This window comes from Caulobacter radicis, assembly GCF_003094615.1.
GTDB lineage: Bacteria > Pseudomonadota > Alphaproteobacteria > Caulobacterales > Caulobacteraceae > Caulobacter > Caulobacter radicis.
This window is the reverse complement of record NZ_QDKO01000007.1, coordinates 42,476-58,705: the sequence shown is the minus strand read 5'-3', so window position 1 is coordinate 58,705 and position 16,230 is coordinate 42,476. Positions and strand designations below refer to the sequence as shown.

Annotated in this window: 16 protein-coding genes; 5 read left to right on the top strand and 11 right to left on the bottom strand. The window is 68.8% G+C overall.

The window, feature by feature from the left end:
* Positions 1-6: 6 nt before the first annotated feature.
* The 6 genes from DDF62_RS01725 to DDF62_RS01700 all read right to left on the bottom strand — a co-directional run bounded on the left by DDF62_RS01725 (position 7) and on the right by DDF62_RS01700 (position 5,358).
* Positions 7-1,083: a homocysteine S-methyltransferase family protein gene (locus DDF62_RS01725; RefSeq protein WP_116487512.1), complete on the bottom strand. Its 1,077-nt coding sequence runs from the start codon at positions 1,081-1,083 to the stop codon at positions 7-9.
* Positions 1,080-1,940: a CAU/MBL1b family subclass B3 metallo-beta-lactamase gene (blaCAU, locus tag DDF62_RS01720; protein ID WP_116487511.1), complete on the bottom strand. Its 861-nt coding sequence runs from the start codon at positions 1,938-1,940 to the stop codon at positions 1,080-1,082. The genes DDF62_RS01725 and blaCAU overlap by 4 nt, the downstream gene beginning before the upstream one ends.
* Entirely contained in the window at positions 1,937-2,887 is a 951-nt protein-coding gene (gene metF, locus DDF62_RS01715) for a methylenetetrahydrofolate reductase [NAD(P)H] (protein ID WP_116487510.1), read from the bottom strand. Before metF ends, blaCAU begins: the two co-directional genes overlap by 4 nt.
* Positions 2,884-3,861 carry an ArsR/SmtB family transcription factor gene (locus tag DDF62_RS01710; RefSeq protein WP_116487509.1) on the bottom strand — a complete coding sequence of 326 codons (978 nt, stop codon included), beginning with the start codon at positions 3,859-3,861 and terminating at the stop codon, positions 2,884-2,886. The genes metF and DDF62_RS01710 overlap by 4 nt, the downstream gene beginning before the upstream one ends.
* A 139-nt stretch (positions 3,862-4,000) precedes the next feature.
* The gene (locus DDF62_RS01705; protein ID WP_116487508.1) at positions 4,001-4,366 is read right to left on the bottom strand and encodes a VOC family protein; all 366 of its coding nucleotides are present in this window, start codon (positions 4,364-4,366) and stop codon (positions 4,001-4,003) included.
* Between the two features lie 32 nt (positions 4,367-4,398).
* On the bottom strand, positions 4,399-5,358 hold the full coding sequence (locus tag DDF62_RS01700; RefSeq protein WP_116487507.1) for a 2-hydroxyacid dehydrogenase: 960 nt from the start codon (positions 5,356-5,358) through the stop codon (positions 4,399-4,401).
* A 255-nt stretch (positions 5,359-5,613) separates the two neighbouring features.
* Between DDF62_RS01700 and DDF62_RS01695 the strand changes: the two genes are divergently transcribed.
* Positions 5,614-6,054, top strand: coding sequence for a hypothetical protein (locus tag DDF62_RS01695; RefSeq protein WP_116487506.1), 441 nt, complete (start codon positions 5,614-5,616; stop codon positions 6,052-6,054).
* A 69-nt stretch (positions 6,055-6,123) separates the two neighbouring features.
* On the opposite strand, the gene ettA is transcribed toward DDF62_RS01695, so the two are convergent.
* Positions 6,124-7,791, bottom strand: a complete 1,668-nt coding sequence (ettA, locus tag DDF62_RS01690; protein ID WP_116487505.1) for an energy-dependent translational throttle protein EttA — start codon at positions 7,789-7,791, stop codon at positions 6,124-6,126.
* A 217-nt stretch (positions 7,792-8,008) separates the two neighbouring features.
* Here ettA and DDF62_RS01685 point away from each other — a divergent pair, with 217 nt between their 5' ends.
* Both DDF62_RS01685 and DDF62_RS01680 read left to right on the top strand, forming a co-directional pair.
* A complete protein-coding gene (locus tag DDF62_RS01685) occupies positions 8,009-10,297 on the top strand; it encodes a TonB-dependent receptor (protein WP_116487504.1) in 2,289 nt (762 codons plus the stop codon).
* A gap of 159 nt (positions 10,298-10,456) precedes the next feature.
* Positions 10,457-11,569 carry an alkaline phosphatase D family protein gene (locus DDF62_RS01680; RefSeq protein WP_116487503.1) on the top strand — a complete coding sequence of 371 codons (1,113 nt, stop codon included), beginning with the start codon at positions 10,457-10,459 and terminating at the stop codon, positions 11,567-11,569.
* A 219-nt stretch (positions 11,570-11,788) separates the two neighbouring features.
* On the opposite strand, the gene DDF62_RS01670 is transcribed toward DDF62_RS01680, so the two are convergent.
* Together DDF62_RS01670 and DDF62_RS01665 are read right to left on the bottom strand one after the other, a co-directional pair.
* The gene (locus DDF62_RS01670; RefSeq protein ID WP_101716585.1) at positions 11,789-12,046 is read right to left on the bottom strand and encodes a low temperature requirement protein A; all 258 of its coding nucleotides are present in this window, start codon (positions 12,044-12,046) and stop codon (positions 11,789-11,791) included.
* A gap of 30 nt (positions 12,047-12,076) precedes the next feature.
* Complete coding sequence (locus tag DDF62_RS01665; protein WP_116487501.1) at positions 12,077-12,598, bottom strand: TlpA family protein disulfide reductase; 522 nt, start codon at positions 12,596-12,598, stop codon at positions 12,077-12,079.
* Between the two features lie 132 nt (positions 12,599-12,730).
* Here DDF62_RS01665 and pip point away from each other — a divergent pair, with 132 nt between their 5' ends.
* Positions 12,731-13,720, top strand: a complete 990-nt coding sequence (gene pip, locus DDF62_RS01660; RefSeq protein ID WP_116487500.1) for a prolyl aminopeptidase — start codon at positions 12,731-12,733, stop codon at positions 13,718-13,720.
* Here the strand turns inward: pip and DDF62_RS01655 are convergent, their stop codons facing one another.
* Both DDF62_RS01655 and DDF62_RS01650 read right to left on the bottom strand, forming a co-directional pair.
* Positions 13,721-14,314: an HAD family hydrolase gene (locus DDF62_RS01655; RefSeq protein WP_208866805.1), complete on the bottom strand. Its 594-nt coding sequence runs from the start codon at positions 14,312-14,314 to the stop codon at positions 13,721-13,723.
* Positions 14,315-14,405: 91 nt separating this feature from the next.
* On the bottom strand, positions 14,406-15,587 hold the full coding sequence (locus DDF62_RS01650; protein ID WP_116487499.1) for a low temperature requirement protein A: 1,182 nt from the start codon (positions 15,585-15,587) through the stop codon (positions 14,406-14,408).
* Between the two features lie 73 nt (positions 15,588-15,660).
* Here DDF62_RS01650 and DDF62_RS01645 point away from each other — a divergent pair, with 73 nt between their 5' ends.
* Positions 15,661-16,179 carry a hypothetical protein gene (locus DDF62_RS01645; protein ID WP_116487498.1) on the top strand — a complete coding sequence of 173 codons (519 nt, stop codon included), beginning with the start codon at positions 15,661-15,663 and terminating at the stop codon, positions 16,177-16,179.
* Positions 16,180-16,230: the final 51 nt, after the last annotated feature.

Below are 16,230 nucleotides of genomic sequence, written 5' to 3'. Positions count from 1 at the left end.
ACTCGATCAGGCCAGCTCGAAGGGTTCCAGGCCGGCAAGGCGCATGGCCTTGGGGCGCTCAGGAATAGCGCGGGGCGTGACGCCGCGCACCTCGTCCGCCACGTGGCGGATATGGTCGGGGGTAGTGCCGCAGCAGCCGCCCAGGATGTTGACCAGACCGTCCTTGGCCCACTCATGCAGGGCGTGGCCGGTCTCGTGCGGCTCCTCGTCGTACTCGCCCATGGCGTTGGGCAGGCCGGCGTTGGGATAGGCCGCGACCAGGGTGTCGGCGATGCGCGCCATCTCGGCGATGTGCGGGCGCATCAGGTCCGCGCCCAGGGCGCAGTTGAACCCGACGGCGAAGGGCTTGCAGTGCTTGATCGAGTTCCAGAACGCCTCGGCCGTCTGGCCCGACAGGGTGCGGCCCGAGCGGTCGGTGATCGTGCCGCTGATCCAGATCGGCAGCTCCTCGTGGCCCTCGTCGCGCCAGTCGAGGATCGCCTTGATGGCCGCCTTGCAGTTCAGGGTGTCGGTGATGGTCTCGATCAGGAACAGGTCGACCCCGCCCTGGTAGAGGGCGTCCACCTGCTGGCGATAGGCCTGGTAGACCTGGTCGAAGGTCACCTTGCGCGCGCCCGGGTCGTTCACGTCCGACGACATCGACAGCATGACGTTCAGCGGGCCGATCGAGCCGGCGATGAACTTCGGACGGTCGGGGTTTTCGCCGTTCCAGCGGTCGGCGACCTGACGGCCGATCTTCGCGCCCTCCAGGTTGATGTCCCAGACGTCCTGTTCGCCCAGGTGATAGTCGGCCTGGGCGATGGTCGTGCCCGAGAAGGTGTTGGTCTCGGAGATGTCGGCGCCGGCGGCGAAATAGGCGTCGTGAAGCTCGGCCACGAGATCGGGCCGGGTCAGGCACAGGATGTCGTTGTTGCCCTTCATCTGCCCGTCGAAGTCGGCGAAGCGCTCGGCCCGATAGTCGGCCTCGGTCAGCTTCTTCTTCTGGAACATCACGCCCCAGGAGCCGTCGAGAATGAGGATGCGCTCCTTGGCGGCGGCCTTGAGGGCGGCGACACGGTTGGCGCGGATGGAAAGGTCGGTCATTTGGCGGCTCCCTGCTGACGCGCCAGTTCCTGGTTGAACCGGGTCTCGTAGCCGTCGACGAAACGGGTCAGCTCGGTCGGATCGATGAAGGCGTCCGCGTCGCCGCGCAGCTGCTTCTGGCGCTTGGCCAAGAGGTCGCCCTGCTCTTCGTGGCTGGGCAGCATGATGTCGGTCGGGATGGCCCGCAGCGCCGCGAAGCTGGCGCGGTAGTCGGCGACGATCGACTTGTGGGTCTTGTTGCCGACCAGCACGTTGCCGGCCACCGACAGCGAGCACGGGAAGGTCACGTTCAGCGGCCTCCCCTTCTCGACCACCTGGGTGGTCCAGCTGGTGCAGCCGATGGTGTGGCCAGGCGTCAGGTGGGCGACGAGGGTCGTGCCGCCCATCTTCAGCTTCTGCTCGTCGCCGAACGTCTTGTCGACCTTCACGGCCGGAAAGGGCGTCAGGCCGTTGGCGTTGTCGCCGAAGTGCTGGCCCTTCTCCAGGGCCTGCTTGTCGGCGCGCGAGGCCCACAGCTTGCCCCCGGTGTCGGCCTTCAGCTGGGCCAGGCCCCCGGCATGGTCGTAGTGGGCGTGGGTGTTGATCAGCACCTTCACGTCCGACAGCTTGAAGCCCAGCGACTGGATGCTGCGCTCGATCAGCTTGCCGCCTTCCGCCGACGGACCGCCGTCGAGCAGGACGTGGCCCTCCGACGTGGTGATCAGCCAGGCCGACAGGCCCTCGGAGCCGACGTAATAGATGTTGCCCGCCACCCGGTACGGCTTGATCGGCCGCGTCCAGTTGGCGTTGTCGTCAGCTTGGGCGACGACGCTCGTCGAGGCCAGGCCCAGCGCCAGGGCGAGAACCAGGGCCTTCATGCAGCCGCCTCGTGGGCCGGGGCGGTCTCGCGCACGCCCAGCACCCGGCAGATGGCGTAGACGAGGTCGGCGCGGTTCAGCGTGTAGAAGTGGAAGTCGTTGAAGCCCTGCTCCTGAAGCTTGGCGCACATTTCGGCCGCCACCGAGCAGGCGATCAGGCGGCGGGTCTCCGGATCCTCGTCCAGGCCCTCGAACAGGTTGGCCAGCCACGACGGCACCGAGGTCTGGCACGCGGCCGACATCGTCTTGAGGCCCTTGAAGTTGGTCACCGGCATGACGCCCGGCACGATCGGGATGGTGATCCCGGCGGCGCGCGCCTTGTCGACGAAGCGCAGGAAGGCGTCGATGTCGAAGAAGAACTGGCTGATGCCCAGGGTCGCGCCGGCGTCGACCTTGGCCTTCAGCACCTCGATGTCGTGGTCCAGCGACGGGCTCTCGGGATGCTTTTCGGGATAGACCCCGACCAGCACCTCGAACGGCGCGACGCCCCGCAGGGCGGCGGTGAGTTCGGTGGCGTTCTTGTAGCCGTCCTCGCGCGGCACGTAGACACCGCCGATGCCGCCCTCGCCCGGAGGCGGGTCGCCGCGCAGCGACACGATGTGGCGCACGCCGATGTTCCAGTAGTCGTGGATGACCTCGTCGACCTCTGCGCGGCTGGCGCCGACGCAGGTCAGGTGGGCGGCCGGCTTCAGGCTGGTCTCGTCGAGGATGCGCTTGACCGTACGGTGCGTACGCTCGCGGGTCGAGCCGCCGGCGCCGTAGGTCACCGAGACGAAGGCCGGGTCCAGCGGGGCCAGGCGGGTGATCGCCTCCCACAGGCTGGCTTCCATCTTCTCGGTCTTGGGCGGGAAGAACTCGAACGACACGCGCGGCCGGGCGGCGCCGACGGGACGCTCGCCGGCGCGGGCCACCGGCCCGATCACGCGACGGGTGGGCGGCAGGGTCATGCGGCGGTCCTTTCGGCGAGGGCCGCGCCGGGGCGCCGGGCGGTCCAGATCTTGACGGTCAGCCCCTCGGCCGTGGTCGGCGGCAGGGCGATGTTGGTTTCGGGGACCAGGCCCGCGGCCTCGATCCACGGCAGGATCTCGTCGTCGGCGAAGCCCAGGCGGCGATGCTGGTGGGCCTCGCGCAGGAACTCGTGGTCGTGCGGGGCGAAGTCGGCGATCAGCAGCAGGCCGCCCTTGCCCACCAGGCGCGCGGCCTCGACCACGGCCGCGGCGGGGTCGCCCAGATAATGCAGCACCTGGTGCACGGTGACGAGGTCGGCGCAGCCGCCCGGCAGGCCGGTGTCGAAGATGTCGCCGTGACGCAGCTCGCAGGCCGTCAGTCCGGCCTTGGCCACCTCGTCGCGGGCGATGTTGAGCATCTGCTGCGACAGGTCCAGGCCCAGGGCGTTGACCGCCCGTCCGCCAAGGAGCGTCAGCATCCGGCCAGCGCCGGCGCCCAGGTCGACCATCTCGTCGAAGGGGCCCTCGCCGGTCGCGCGCAGGATGGCCGTCTCGACCTCCTTCTCGTCGACATAGAGCGAGCGGATCTCGTTCCAGCGCGCGGCGTTGCGGGCGAAATAGGCCTGGGCGCCGGCCGAGCGCTCGGCCCGCACGGCCGCCAATTGGCTGGCGTCGCCCCGCACCACCTCGTCGTCAGCGCCGATCAGCGCAAGGGCCGCGGCGACCACCGCCCCGCCGCCCGAGGTTCCGGCCAGGCGGTAGAACACCCAGGCCCCATCGGGGAAACGCTCGACCAGCCCGGCCTCGGCCAGCAGCTTCAGGTGGCGAGAGACGCGCGGCTGGCTCTGGTCGAGAATCCGGCACAGCTCGAGCACCGAAAGCTCCTCGACGGCCAGCAGCGCGAGGATGCGCAGACGGGTGCTTTCGCCCGCCGCCCGCAGTACGTCGACAACCTGTTCGCTCGATAGCGCCATAGGGATATAAAGATATCTTTATGTCCGATTTGGCAAGCGAATTCTGTGACAGCGGGGCGCTCCATATCCCGCCGCGCGGAGATCAAAAAGCCCTTCCGCGCGACCCTGGCGACGGGATCGGGGATAAATCTTCCAATCCTCAACCTTCGGCGGCCGGCTGCCACAGCTCGACCTTGAAACCGGCCGGATCCACCAGCCAAGCGAAGCGGCCGTACTCCTCGTCCTGCCGCCCGGTCGGCTCGACGCCCTCGGCGGCGGCCTTGGCCAGCACGCCGTCGATGTCGTCGACGATCAGGTTGATCATGAACGGCGCGGTCGACGGCTCGAAATAGCGGGTGTCGGCCGGGAACGGCGACCAGTTGGTCATGCCGACCTTCGGGTGGCTGAACATCGCCCCGCCCCAGTCCTCGACCTTGATCCCCAGCACCCGCGCGTACCAGGCGGCCAGCCCCTTGGGGTCGTCCGCCTTGAAGAACACGCCGCCCAGACCCAGCACCTTGGCCATGCGATCCCCTTCCCTCTTGCCGCCTACAGACCTCAGGCCGCCACGGGGCTGGCCAGAGGCTCGCCGTGGAAGTAGCGGCGCAGGTTTTCCAGGGTCAGGTTGACCATGGCCGGGATGCTGTCCAGCGTCGCGCCGGCCATGTGCGGGGTCAGCACGGTATGGGGCACGTCGGCCCAGCGCGCCGGCGGGGTAGGCTCCTGCTCGAACACGTCCAGCGCGGCCATGCCCAGGCGGCCGTCCTTCAGCGCCGCGACCAGGGCGTCCTCGTCGACCAGCGACCCGCGCGAGACGTTGACCAGCAGGCCGTGCGGACCCAGGGCGTCGATCACCCCGGCATTGACCATGTGGCGGTTGCTGGCGTCCGGCCGGGCGCAGACCACCAGGATGTCGCTGTCGCGGGCCAGGGCCAGCAGGCTTTCGGCGCGCGGCCAGTTGGCCTCCTTCGGGCGCGGCCCCCACCAGGCGACCTTGATGTCGAAGGCTTCGAGGCGACGAGCGACGGCCTCGCCGATGTGGCCCAGGCCGATGATCCCGGCCTTGCGGCCGCGCAGGCCGTGGCGAGCCCCCATGCGGTCCATCGAGGTCCAGCGGCCGGCGCGCACCCGGCGATCGCCCTCGCCGATCCCGCGCCAGGCGCTCAGCAGCAGACCCAGGGCGTGATCGGCCACATCGCCGGCGTTCAGCCCCACCGAGTGGGTCACCGCCAGGCCATGAGCCCGGCACCAGGGCACGTCGACGCCGTCATAGCCGGCGCTGACGCAGGCGATCAGGCCCAGGCGCGGCATCTCCGCCAGCAGGTCGCGCGGCAGCACCATCTCACCGGCGTGGACGATGGCCTGCACCTGCTTGCCCGGCCCCTCCAGGAAGGCCAGGCGATCGGGATAGTCCCACAGGCGATGCACCTCGTAGGCGCCCTCGAGCAGCGGCTGCATCGGCAGGAGCATCTCGTGGGACAGGACGACGTGGGGCTTCACGACGGGGGTCTGCGACATACGGCTTCTCCGGTCCCGGCGCGCGGCGGACTGCCTCCGCCGCCGATCCGCGGGACGATCGTTCTTGCTGGGGAACAGGCTACTCCTCTGACGCCCGCGCGCCAGCACTCAACACGCGACGCACGAACATCTGAAGCGCCGTTCTCAACCCGTCATGGGCGCCGACGGTTCCGTTCGCGGCGAAGCTGTGAACGCCTTGACCGCGAAGGGGTTTTATCGACTGGCGCCGAAACCGGCGCTTTAGGGAGAGCTCCCATGTTCACGAAAACCCTCCTGGCGGGCGCGACGCTCGCCCTGGTCGCCTCCGGGGCCGTCTGCGGCGCGGCCGTCGCCAATCCGAAGATCAAGGCCTCGGCCGCCGTCGCCAGCCCCAAGCAGCCGATCCCCTACGGCCAGCTCGAAGCCTATTCCAAGGCCTCGGCCAAGCAGCGCGCGACCAAGGACTGGTGGGCCGGCGAAGCCGCGGTCGGCGCCTCCACCGACACCTCCGCGACCCTGCCGCCAGCCTCGACCACCGGCTCGATGTCGGGCGACGCGGCCGCCAGCACCCAGGTCAATCCGCCGACCACCGACGCCCCGCCCTCGATGCCGGTCACGCCGCCGACCAACACCCCGCCCGACGACATGATGGCGCCGAACCCGGGCTCGAACCTGCCCGGCTCGGATCCGGTCATGCCGCCGAAGGAACCCAAGTAGGCGCAAAAGCAAAAGGGGCGGCTCCTGTGGAGCCGCCCCTCTCACTTCGTCTTCGACCGAAGCTCGCGCTTAGCGGGCGAACTTCTGGAACTTGATCCGCTTGGGGATCAGGCTGTCGGCGCCCAGGCGGCGCTTCTTGTCTTCCTCGTACATCTCGAAGTTGCCTTCGAACCATTCGACGTGGCTGTCGCCCTCGAAGGCCAGGATGTGCGTGGCCAGGCGGTCCAGGAACCAGCGATCGTGGCTGATGACCACGGCGCAGCCGGCGAACTCTTCGAGCGCCTCTTCCAGGGCCTGCAGGGTTTCGATGTCCAGGTCGTTGGTCGGTTCGTCGAGCAGGATCAGGTTGCCGCCGGTGGCCAGGGTCTTGGCCAGGTGGACGCGGTTGCGCTCACCGCCCGACAGCAGGCCGACCTTCTTCTGCTGGTCGCCGCCCTTGAAGTTGAAGCTGCCGACATAGGCGCGGCTGTTGATCTCGCGCTTGCCGACGACCATCACGTCGGTGCCGCCGCTGACTTCTTCCCAGACCGTCTTGTTCGGGTCGAGGGCGTCGCGCGACTGGTCGACATAGGCCAGCTTCACGGTCTCGCCGACCTTGACGGTGCCCTGGTCGGGGGTCTCGCGGCCGGTGATCAGCTTGAACAGCGTCGACTTGCCGGCGCCGTTGGGGCCGATGACGCCGACGATGCCGTTCGGCGGCAGGCGGAACGACAGGTCCTTGAACAGCACCTTGTCGCCGTACTCCTTCTCCAGCCCCGTGACTTCCAGGACCACGTTGCCGAGGCGCGGGCCGGGCGGGATCTGGATGTGAGCCTGGGTCTGGGCGGCGCGGGCGTTCTCCTGCGCGGCGACCATTTCCTCGTACGAGGCCAGGCGGGCCTTCGACTTGGACTGACGGGCCTTGGGCGAGCTGCGCACCCATTCCAGTTCGCGGGTGAGCGCGCGCTGGCGGGCTTCCGATTCCGACTGCTCCTGGACGACGCGCTTCTGCTTCTGCTCGAGCCAGCCCGAGTAGTTGCCCTCGTAGGGGATGCCCTTGCCCCGGTCGAGTTCCAGGGTCCACTTGGTGACCTGGTCCAGGAAATAACGGTCGTGGGTGACCAGGATGACGCAGCCCGGGAACTCTTCCAGGTGGTGCTGCAGCCAGGCCACCGACTCGGCGTCCAGGTGGTTGGTCGGTTCGTCGAGCAGCAGCATGTCGGGCTTGCTGAGCAGCAGGCGGGCCAGCGCGATGCGGCGCTTTTCACCGCCCGACAGGCTTTCGATGTTGGCGTCGTTGGGCGGGCAGCGCAGGGCGTCGATCGCCATCTCGATCTTGGAATCGATGTCCCACAGATCCTTGGCGTCGATGATCTCCTGGAGCTTGGTCATCTCCTCCATCAGCTCGTCGGTGTATTCCTCACCGAGCTGGGCCGCCAATTCGTTGTACTTGTCGAAGACCTTCTTGTCCTCGCAGTCGGCGATCACATTGCCCCAGACGTCCAGGGTCGGATCCAGCTGCGGCTCCTGCGGGAGATAGCCGCGCTTGACGCCGTCGGCGGCCTTGGCCTCGCCCGAGAATTCCTTGTCCAGGCCGGCCATCACCTTCAGCAGGGTCGACTTACCCGAGCCGTTGACGCCGACCACGCCGATCTTGGCGTCGGAATAGAACGACAGCCAGATGTTCTCGAAGACCTTCTTGCCGCCGGGATAGGCCTTGGTCAGGCCCTGCATCTGGAAAATGTATTGCTGCGCCATGAGGGGCTTTTCGTCTCTCGGGTCGGGTTCGGGGATCGGCCGCTCAAATAGCGGCTGAGGCCGGTTTGCGCAATCGCGGCCCCTTCACAGGTTCGTCGCCGGACTGTCGGCGAGACGACAAATAACCGTCGCAGCCACGTCGCCGATCCACGTTAGGCGAACAGCCCCAGACGCGCCCGGCGGCCTCCCCGCCCTCGGCGCACTAGGGGATAGTCCAATGAAGTCCGCCCTCCTGCTCAGCGCCGCCCTCGGCGCCCTCCTGTTCGCCGCGCCCGTCCTGGCCGCCGAAAGCCCCGCGCCGGAACCCGCGCCCGACGCCGCCGCCGAAGTTGAGGCCGTCGTGGTCATCGGCCAGGGCCAGAGCCGCCAGGTCCAGGTCCTCAACGAGGACAGCATCGCCACCCAGGCCGCCGGCACGAGCCCGCTGAAGGCCATCGACAAACTGCCGGGCGTCTCGTTCCAGTCGGCCGACCCGTTCGGCGCCTACGAGTGGTCGACCAGCCTGTCGATCCGCGGCTTCAACCAGAACCAGCTGGGCTTCACCCGCGACGGCGTGCCGCTGGGCGACATGAGCTACGGCAACCACAACGGCCTGCACATCAGCCGCGCCATCGCCAGCGAGAACATCGGCAAGGTCGAGCTGGCCCAGGGCGCCGGCTCGCTGGGCACCGCCTCGACGTCCAACCTCGGCGGCACGCTGCAGTTCTATTCGCGCGATCCGTCGGAAGTGATGGGCGGCCAGGTCAACCTGACCGGCGGCTCGCAGAACATGCACCGCGTGTTCGCCCGCTTCGAAACGGGCGCCCTGGAACAGCTGGGCGGCCTGCGCGCCTTCATCTCGGTGGCCGACCAGAAGACCGACAAGTGGAAGGGCGGCAGCGAGCAGAAGCAGCGCCAGTACGACGCCAAGGCCGTCCTGCCGCTGGGCGAAGGCTCGCTGACCGGCTTCTACACCCGCTCGGAACGCCGCGAGCAGGACTACCAGGACATGTCGTTCGAGATGATCAAGCGTCTCGGCCGCGACTGGGACAACCTGATCCCCAACTGGAACCTGGCCGTCGCCGCGGCCCGCGCCTACCAGACCGGCACGGCCCTGCCCGCCCCGTTCGCCACCGTCGACGACGCCTACTACGCCGGCGCCGGCGTGCGTGACGACGACCTCTACGGCGCGACCCTGGCCCTGCCCTTCGGCGACCGCGTCGACTTCAAGGCCACCGCCTACCAGCACAAGAACAAGGGCCAGGGCCTGTGGTACACGCCCTACCTCGCCAGCCCCGGCTTCGGCACGGCCGGCTCTGACGCCGCCCCGCTGTCGATCCGCACCACCGAGTACGACATCGACCGCGGCGGCCTGACCGCCAGCCTGTCGGTCGACCTGGGCGCCCACAAGCTGAGCGGCGGCTTCTGGACCGAGACCAACCACTTCAACCAGGCCCGCCGCTTCTACGCCGAGACGGTCTCGCGCCCGTCGCGCGATCCGCTCGACTTCCAGCAGAACCCCTTCGCCACCCAGTGGCAGTACCGGTTCAAGACGCAGACCCTGACCGGCTACATCGAGGACAGCTGGGCGATCACCGACGCCTTCAAGGTCAATTTCGGCTTCAAGGCCATGAAGGTCGAGAACAGCGTCGAGACCGTGGTCGGCAACCCGCTGGCCGGCACGATCAAGAGCGAGGAAACCTTCCTGCCGCAGGTCGGCGCGGTCTACGCCTTCGACAGCGGCCTGGAAGTCTTCGGCGGCTATACCGAGAACGTGGCCGCCTACGTCTCGGCCGCCACTGCTGGTCCGTTCGCCTCGCAGAGCCAGACGGTGGTCGACTACGTCGCCAAGACCCTGGAGCCGGAAAGCTCCAAGACCTGGGAAGGCGGCGTCCGCTATCGCAACGGCCGCTTCCAGGGCGTCGCGGCGCTCTATGACGTGACCTTCGAGAACCGCCTGCTGAGCGCCTCGACCGCCTCGCCGATCCTGGGCCTGCCCGCCGTGCTGTCGAACGTCGGCTCGGTGAAGACCCAAGGCGTCGAACTGGCCGGCGAGTTCCGCCTCACCGACGCCTGGTCGGTCTACGGCTCCTACACCTACAACAACTCCGAATACGAAGACGACGTCATGAACGGCGACGGCACCATCGCCGCCCGCACGGCTGGTAAAACGGTCGTCAACACGCCCAAGAACCTGTTCAAGGGCGAGGTGAAGTTCGAACAGGGCGGCTTCTTCGCCCGCCTCGGCGTCAGCTACACCGGCGAGCGCTACTACACCTACGAGAACGTCGGCGGCGAGGTCGACGGCTACACCGTGGCCGACCTGACCTTCGGCTACCGCTTCGACGGCGAGGGCTGGAGCAAGGGCCTGGAGATCCAGGCCAACGTCACCAACCTGACCGACGAGGACTACATCTCGACCGTCGGCTCGGGCGGCTTCGTCAACCGCGACACCGCCGGCACGACCATGACCCTGCTGCCGGCCCCGCCGCGCCAGGGCTTCGTGACCATCAAGAAGGCGTTCTGATCAAGCCTCCTCCCTTCCCCCTCGATTGGGGAAGGGCCGGGGTTGGGGGTGACGGCGCTGGACAACAAGCGCTGCTTCACCCTCTCCTTCCGCAGGACACCCCCATCCCAACCCTTCCCCCATCGAGGGGGAAGGGCTTTTTCGTGGAGGTTCACGCCCGTGACCGACCTCTCCCGCCGCTCGGCGCTCGGCCTGTCGGCCGCCGCCCTGGCCGTCGCGCCGGCCGCCGCTCAAGCGGTCGTGGACGCGCCCCACCCGGCTCTCGACAAGCCGCTGACCCGCATCGCCTTCGGTTCCTGCGCCAAGCAGGACAAGGACCAGCCGATCTGGGAGGCGATCTTCGCCACCAAGCCCGACCTCTTCATGTTCCTGGGCGACAACATCTACGCCGACACCCGCGATCCCAAGGTGATGGCCGCCAAGTACGCCATGCTGGCCGCCAAGCCGCACTTCAAACGGCTGCGCGACGAAATCCCCGTGGTGGCTATCTGGGACGACCACGACTTCGGCGAGAACGACGCCGGCGGCGACTATCCGATGAAGGCCGAGAGCCGCCGCCAGTTCTGCGACTTCTGGGGCGAGCCGGAAAATTCCCCCCGCCGCACGCGCGACGGCGTCCATGCCGCCTATGTCTTCGGCCCCGAAGGCCGCCGGGTGCAGATCCTGCTGCCCGACCTGCGCTGGAACCGCACGCCGCTGGCCGAAAAGACCTTCAAGGGCGGCTACAAGGCCTGGGCCGTGGCCCGCGGCCTGCAGGGCAAGGAGACGCCCGGCCCCTACGACCGCATCGCCGACCAGGACGCCACCATGATCGGCGAGCCGCAGTGGGCGTGGCTGGAGGCCCAGCTGGCCCAGCCCGCCGACCTGCGCATCTTCGGCTCCAGCCTTCAGGTGCTGGCCGACTTCGCCGGCTGGGAAAGCTGGATCAACTACGCCCGCGACCACCAGCGCCTGTTCGAGGCCATCCGCCGCCAGCGCGCCGAGCGCCTGTTCTTCGTCAGCGGCGACACCCATTACGCCGAGGTCTCAAAGCTCGACCTCAACGTCCCCTATCCGATGTGGGACGTCACCTCCTCGGGCCTGACCGAGGTCTGGCCGGTCACCCCGCCCAACGCCCTGCGCGCCTCGGCCGTGCTGCGCGAACGCAACTTCGGCCTGATCACCATCGACTGGTCGCCGCCCGCCCCCAAGGTCACGGTCGAGATCCGCGACGAAAAGGGCCAGGTGAGGATCAGCCAGGCGATCGACGCGGGAACGCTGAGGGTGGGGTGAGCGGCTCTTCGTCCCCTCTTCCATAGGGAGAGGGAGGGGCCCGCCGCGAAGCGGTGGGAGGGTGAGGGGTTTCACCGTCTGCAAGTAAATCGGAAAAGGGCGACCACCCGCGAAGCGCCGTTGCTCGAACGCCGCGCTTCATGCCGCGAGTTTGTTACCTCTCACCCTCCCACGCCTGCGGCGCGGGCCCCTCCCTCTCTCAAAGAGAGAGGGTTTTCATTACTGCGGTCGCTGCATCAGACGCTCTGCTCGCCTGCGCATGGCGGCGGCCAGTTGCAGCAGGGCCAGGGCCGAGGCCTCGTCGCGCTCGGCCGCGCGCATCGAATAGACCCGGGCCAGCACCAGCAGGGCCTCGGCGCGGTCCAGACCCTCGGCGCCGAACATCTCGGCGATGGAGTTGTCGAGCTCGGCCAGCTGATCGTCGGTCAGCAGGTTCAAGAGGTCGTCGTCGGTCAGGTCTTCGGGCGTGGTGCTCATGCGCACGCACCATAACGGGAATCGTGGCGTCTAGGCGACCTCGACGGGACGGGCCTCGGCCAGCAGCGGGTTCAGGAGGCGCGCGAAGCTGTCGTACGAGAAGGCGCCGGCCTTGGCGTGGCGCACCACGCCCTTGCGGTCGATGACGAAATTGGTCGGCACGGCGTTGTCGATCTTGCCGTAGCCCTTGCCCGCCAGGCGCCGTCCGACCGGGAACGACAGCGCGCCCGAAAGGTCGCGCATGGCCTTCTCCGGCGGCGAGCTCTCGATGTTGACGGCGTAGATCCGCAGGCCCTTGCCGGCCTTCTCGCGCATGAACTGGTCCAGGGCCAGCATCTCGGCCCGGCACGGGGCGCACCACGACGCCCAGTAGTTGATGACCACGACGTCGCCGCGCATGTCGGCCAGGCGATGGACGCCGCTGTTGACCGTGGAGATCGAGAACTCCGGAGCGACGTCGCCGGCGACCGCGTGCTTGGGCTTGGCCAGCACAAGGCTCGGCGCCGCCAGCGCCGCGACCAGTCCGCCCGCCATCAGTTCCCGCCGCCGCATGCCGCTCGCCCCCGAATTTCAGCCCTCAAGCGCGTTATCGCCCAGGTTGCCGGCGGTCAAGCTTGCTCACGGCCTTCCGCCGACGAACAAAGCGCCGTTCACACGGACAAGCAAAACGCCTAGGCTCGCGCCATGGACCGTCACGCTTCACTCGCAGCCATGTCCTCCATCGGCCGTCGCGGCCTCTATCGCGAGGTCGAGCCGTTCTCCTTCGGCTGGCTGCCCACCGGAAGCGCCCACGAGATCTATTACGAGGAATGCGGCGCGCCGCGCGGCAAGCCGGCGGTGATCCTGCACGGCGGCCCCGGCGGGGCGATCAACCCCACCATGCGGCGGTTCTTCGATCCGTCGCGCTGGCGCATGACCCTGTTCGACCAGCGCGGCTGCGGCCGCTCGCGGCCCAACGCCAGCCTCGACGACAACACCACCTGGAGCCTGATCGCCGACATCGAGCGGCTGCGCGAGCACCTGGGCATCGAGAAGTGGACCGTGTTCGGCGGCTCCTGGGGCTCCACCCTGGCCCTCGCCTACGCCATCAAGCACCCCGACCGCGTCGAGGGCCTGGTGCTGCGCGGCGTCTTCCTGCTGACCGACAAGGAGTTGGCCTGGTTCTATCAGGACGGCGCCTCGATGCTGTTTCCCGACGCCTGGGAGCGGTTCCTGGCCCCGATCCCGCCCGAGGAACGCGGCGACCTGATGGCCGCCTATCACAAGCGCCTGGTCCACCCCGACCGCCGCGTCCAGGCCGAGGCCGCCAACGCCTGGAGCCAGTGGGAGGGCGACACCATCTCGCTGCGCGGCCCCGAGGCCCGGCCGCCGAAGTTCAACGAGGAAGACTTCGCTATCGCCTTCGCGCGGATCGAGAGCCACTTCTTCGTCAATCGCGGCTTCTTCCCGCAGGACGGCTGGATCCTCAACAATATCGAGACGATCCGCCACATCCCCGCCTGGATCGTCCAGGGCCGCTTCGACGTGGTCACGCCGCTGGCCAGCGCCTGGGCCCTGCACCGCGCCTGGCCCTCGGCCCATTTCGAGATCGTCTGGGACGCCGGCCACGCCTCGACCGAGCCCGGCGTCATCGACGGCCTGATCCGCGCGACCGAGGCCGCCTACGGGCGCTAGCTAGGCCGCCTCTTCCATCAGTTCGCGCACGTCGATCGCGTTGCAGCCGGCCGCCGCGGCCGCCTGCAGGCCCTGGATGCTGTCTTCGAACACCAGGCAGTCGCGTGGCGCCACGCCCAGCCGGCGGGCGGCTTCCAGGAAGAGGTCCGGGGCCGGCTTGGCCGCCGCCACATCCTCGACCGTGACGATGGTGTCGAACAATACGTCCAGCCCCCGCGCCTTCAGGCTCAGCCGCACGAAGTCCGACGGCCCGCTGGAGGCCACCGCCATGGGCAGGCGGCCGTGGAACGCGCGGGCGATGGCGGTGACGGCCGTGATCTCGGTCAGGCTGTCGATCCCCTCGCTATAGGTCGCCCACACCGCCTTCATCACCTGGGCCCGGTCCAGCGTCTGGCCGACCTCTTGCTCGAAAGCGTCCATCAGCATGTCGCCGGAAAAGCCGCCGCGCTCCAGGTACCAGGACGCCTCCATCGCATGGCCCGTGGACCGCAAGCCCGCCGGCCAGGCGACGGCATAGAGGCCCAGGCTGTCGACCAGGGTGCCGTCGCAGTCGAAGATCAGGGCCTTGGTGTCGGGGAAACGCTCTTTGATCACTGGAAGTCCCGGTTGCGGCCGCGCGTGGAGGAAGGCGGCGCTTATGGTGCGACCCTATAGACGAGTCTTGCGGCGCCGTTGCGGCGCCATGTCAGCCGCGCAGCTGATGCCCGCGCCGCCGTATCGCCAGGCTCTCCCAGGCCCCGACCAGCACCAGCACGGCGGTGGTCAGCAGCGACAGCACCAGGGGCGAGACGAGCGGCGACACCGGGATCAGCAGCAGCAGCGCCGCCATGCCCGCGCTGCGCGACGGCGACCAGATGCGGAACACCGCCTTCTTGAACAGCACCCCGCCCAGCAGGAACAGCAGCGGCCCGCCGATCAGGGCGGCCGAGATCTTCGGGTCGGCATGGCCCAACGGATGATGGATCACCCACTCGTCGCCGACGGCCGCCACGATGATCCCCGCCACCGGCAGGAGGTGGCTGTAGGTGTAGGCGATGCGCGCCACCCGGCCCGGGTCGTCGGAATGGCTGATCGCCTCGCTGGCCGCCTCGGCCGTGAACGAGAAGTAGATCCACCACATGGCGATGCTGGCCACGAAGGCCGAGGCGAACGAGGCCGCCACCACCGGCGTCCAGGCCATGCCGGCGGCGGTCGCGCCCATGACCAGGATCGACTCGCCCAGGGCGATGATCGTGAACAGGGCGCAGCGCTCGGCAAGGTGCGCTCCCTCGACCGTCCAGTCGGCGGTCCTGCTGCGGCCAAGGCCCGGGGTCCAGAAGCCGGCGGCCGGCGAGGCGTATTCGATGGCGATCGCCGCCGTCCAGCAGGCCAGGCGCAGGCCGTCATGAGCCAGCCCCCCGGCGATCCACAGCACGCCCGACACCGCGAGCCAGGCAGTGATGCGCAGGAAGTTGAGCTTCAGTCCCCGATCGCGGCGCACGCTCCAGGCGGTGAACAGGCTGCGCCCCACCTGGATACCCACATAGGCCAGGGCGAACAGCAGCCCCCGCCCCTCGAAGGCCGTGGGGATCGACATGGTCATCACCATGCCGGCGGCCATCACCAGGAACAGCATGATCTGGACGGGCGGCCGCTCGGGATCCAGCCAGTTGGTGACCCAGGCGGTGTAGATCCAGGCCCACCAGACGGCCATCAGCAGCAGGCCCGTCTCGACCACGCCCAGCAGGCTGGGGTGGCCGATCAGCCCGTGCGACAGCTGGGTGATCGCGAACACGAACACCAGGTCGAAGAACAGCTCCACATAGGTCACCCGCGCGTGGCCGCCCTCGCGGATCCGCAGCAGGCCCCCGCCCCTGATCTTGCTCATGATCGCTCGCGCCTTTCCGCCCGGAATCGAACCCAAGCCTAGAACGAATCTCCGGCTCGAACGCTATCTGCACATGAAGCCGCTCGACCTCTTGAAGACCCGGGCCGCCATCGTCGGCCTCCCCGTCGCCCTGACCCTCGGCGCGATCGCCGGCGCCGCCATGCAGATCGGCCCGCAGGAGCGAGAGCCCCAGCCCTACGCCGAGATCCAGGGCAGCCAGTACGCCGAGGCCGCCCCGATGGTTTGGCCCGCCGGCAAGGTCCCGGACTACGTCATCGGCCAGGACTTCCTGCGCCCGCCGGTCGACGAGACCCCGGTCGTGCTGACCTCGGCCGACATGGCGCAGATGGGCCTGATCGAGCCCGCCAGCTACGAGCCAGACCCGGCCGACGCCGACATCGTCTCGGCCTCGGGCGCCACCACCGTCGCGCTCGACGACCAGCCGGCCGTCCCCACCGAACCCGCCGACGCCCCGCCCCGCAGCTTCGCCTCGACCAGCGGCGACATCCTCGACAAGCGCCTGCCGGAGGAGGTGGTGGCGGGTCCGCCGGCCCAAACCCCGGTCCCGACCGAAGTGGCGCTACGCTACTGAAGATCCTCCCCCTCTGAGGGAGGTGGCCCGCAGGGCCGGAGGGGGGCCGTT

Coding starts and splice junctions, on each gene's coding strand:
- ettA (WP_116487505.1), bottom strand. CDS start 7,791: ATGGCGCAGCAATACATTTTCCAGATGCAGGGCCTGACCAAGGCCTAT.
- pip (WP_116487500.1), top strand. CDS start 12,731: ATGGACCGTCACGCTTCACTCGCAGCCATGTCCTCCATCGGCCGTCGC.
- DDF62_RS01665 (WP_116487501.1), bottom strand. CDS start 12,598: ATGCGGCGGCGGGAACTGATGGCGGGCGGACTGGTCGCGGCGCTGGCG.
- DDF62_RS01725 (WP_116487512.1), bottom strand. CDS start 1,083: ATGACCGACCTTTCCATCCGCGCCAACCGTGTCGCCGCCCTCAAGGCC.
- DDF62_RS01670 (WP_101716585.1), bottom strand. CDS start 12,046: ATGAGCACCACGCCCGAAGACCTGACCGACGACGACCTCTTGAACCTG.
- DDF62_RS01685 (WP_116487504.1), top strand. CDS start 8,009: ATGAAGTCCGCCCTCCTGCTCAGCGCCGCCCTCGGCGCCCTCCTGTTC.
- DDF62_RS01700 (WP_116487507.1), bottom strand. CDS start 5,358: ATGTCGCAGACCCCCGTCGTGAAGCCCCACGTCGTCCTGTCCCACGAG.
- DDF62_RS01645 (WP_116487498.1), top strand. CDS start 15,661: ATGAAGCCGCTCGACCTCTTGAAGACCCGGGCCGCCATCGTCGGCCTC.
- DDF62_RS01695 (WP_116487506.1), top strand. CDS start 5,614: ATGTTCACGAAAACCCTCCTGGCGGGCGCGACGCTCGCCCTGGTCGCC.
- metF (WP_116487510.1), bottom strand. CDS start 2,887: ATGACCCTGCCGCCCACCCGTCGCGTGATCGGGCCGGTGGCCCGCGCC.
- DDF62_RS01705 (WP_116487508.1), bottom strand. CDS start 4,366: ATGGCCAAGGTGCTGGGTCTGGGCGGCGTGTTCTTCAAGGCGGACGAC.
- blaCAU (WP_116487511.1), bottom strand. CDS start 1,940: ATGAAGGCCCTGGTTCTCGCCCTGGCGCTGGGCCTGGCCTCGACGAGC.
- DDF62_RS01710 (WP_116487509.1), bottom strand. CDS start 3,861: ATGGCGCTATCGAGCGAACAGGTTGTCGACGTACTGCGGGCGGCGGGC.
- DDF62_RS01650 (WP_116487499.1), bottom strand. CDS start 15,587: ATGAGCAAGATCAGGGGCGGGGGCCTGCTGCGGATCCGCGAGGGCGGC.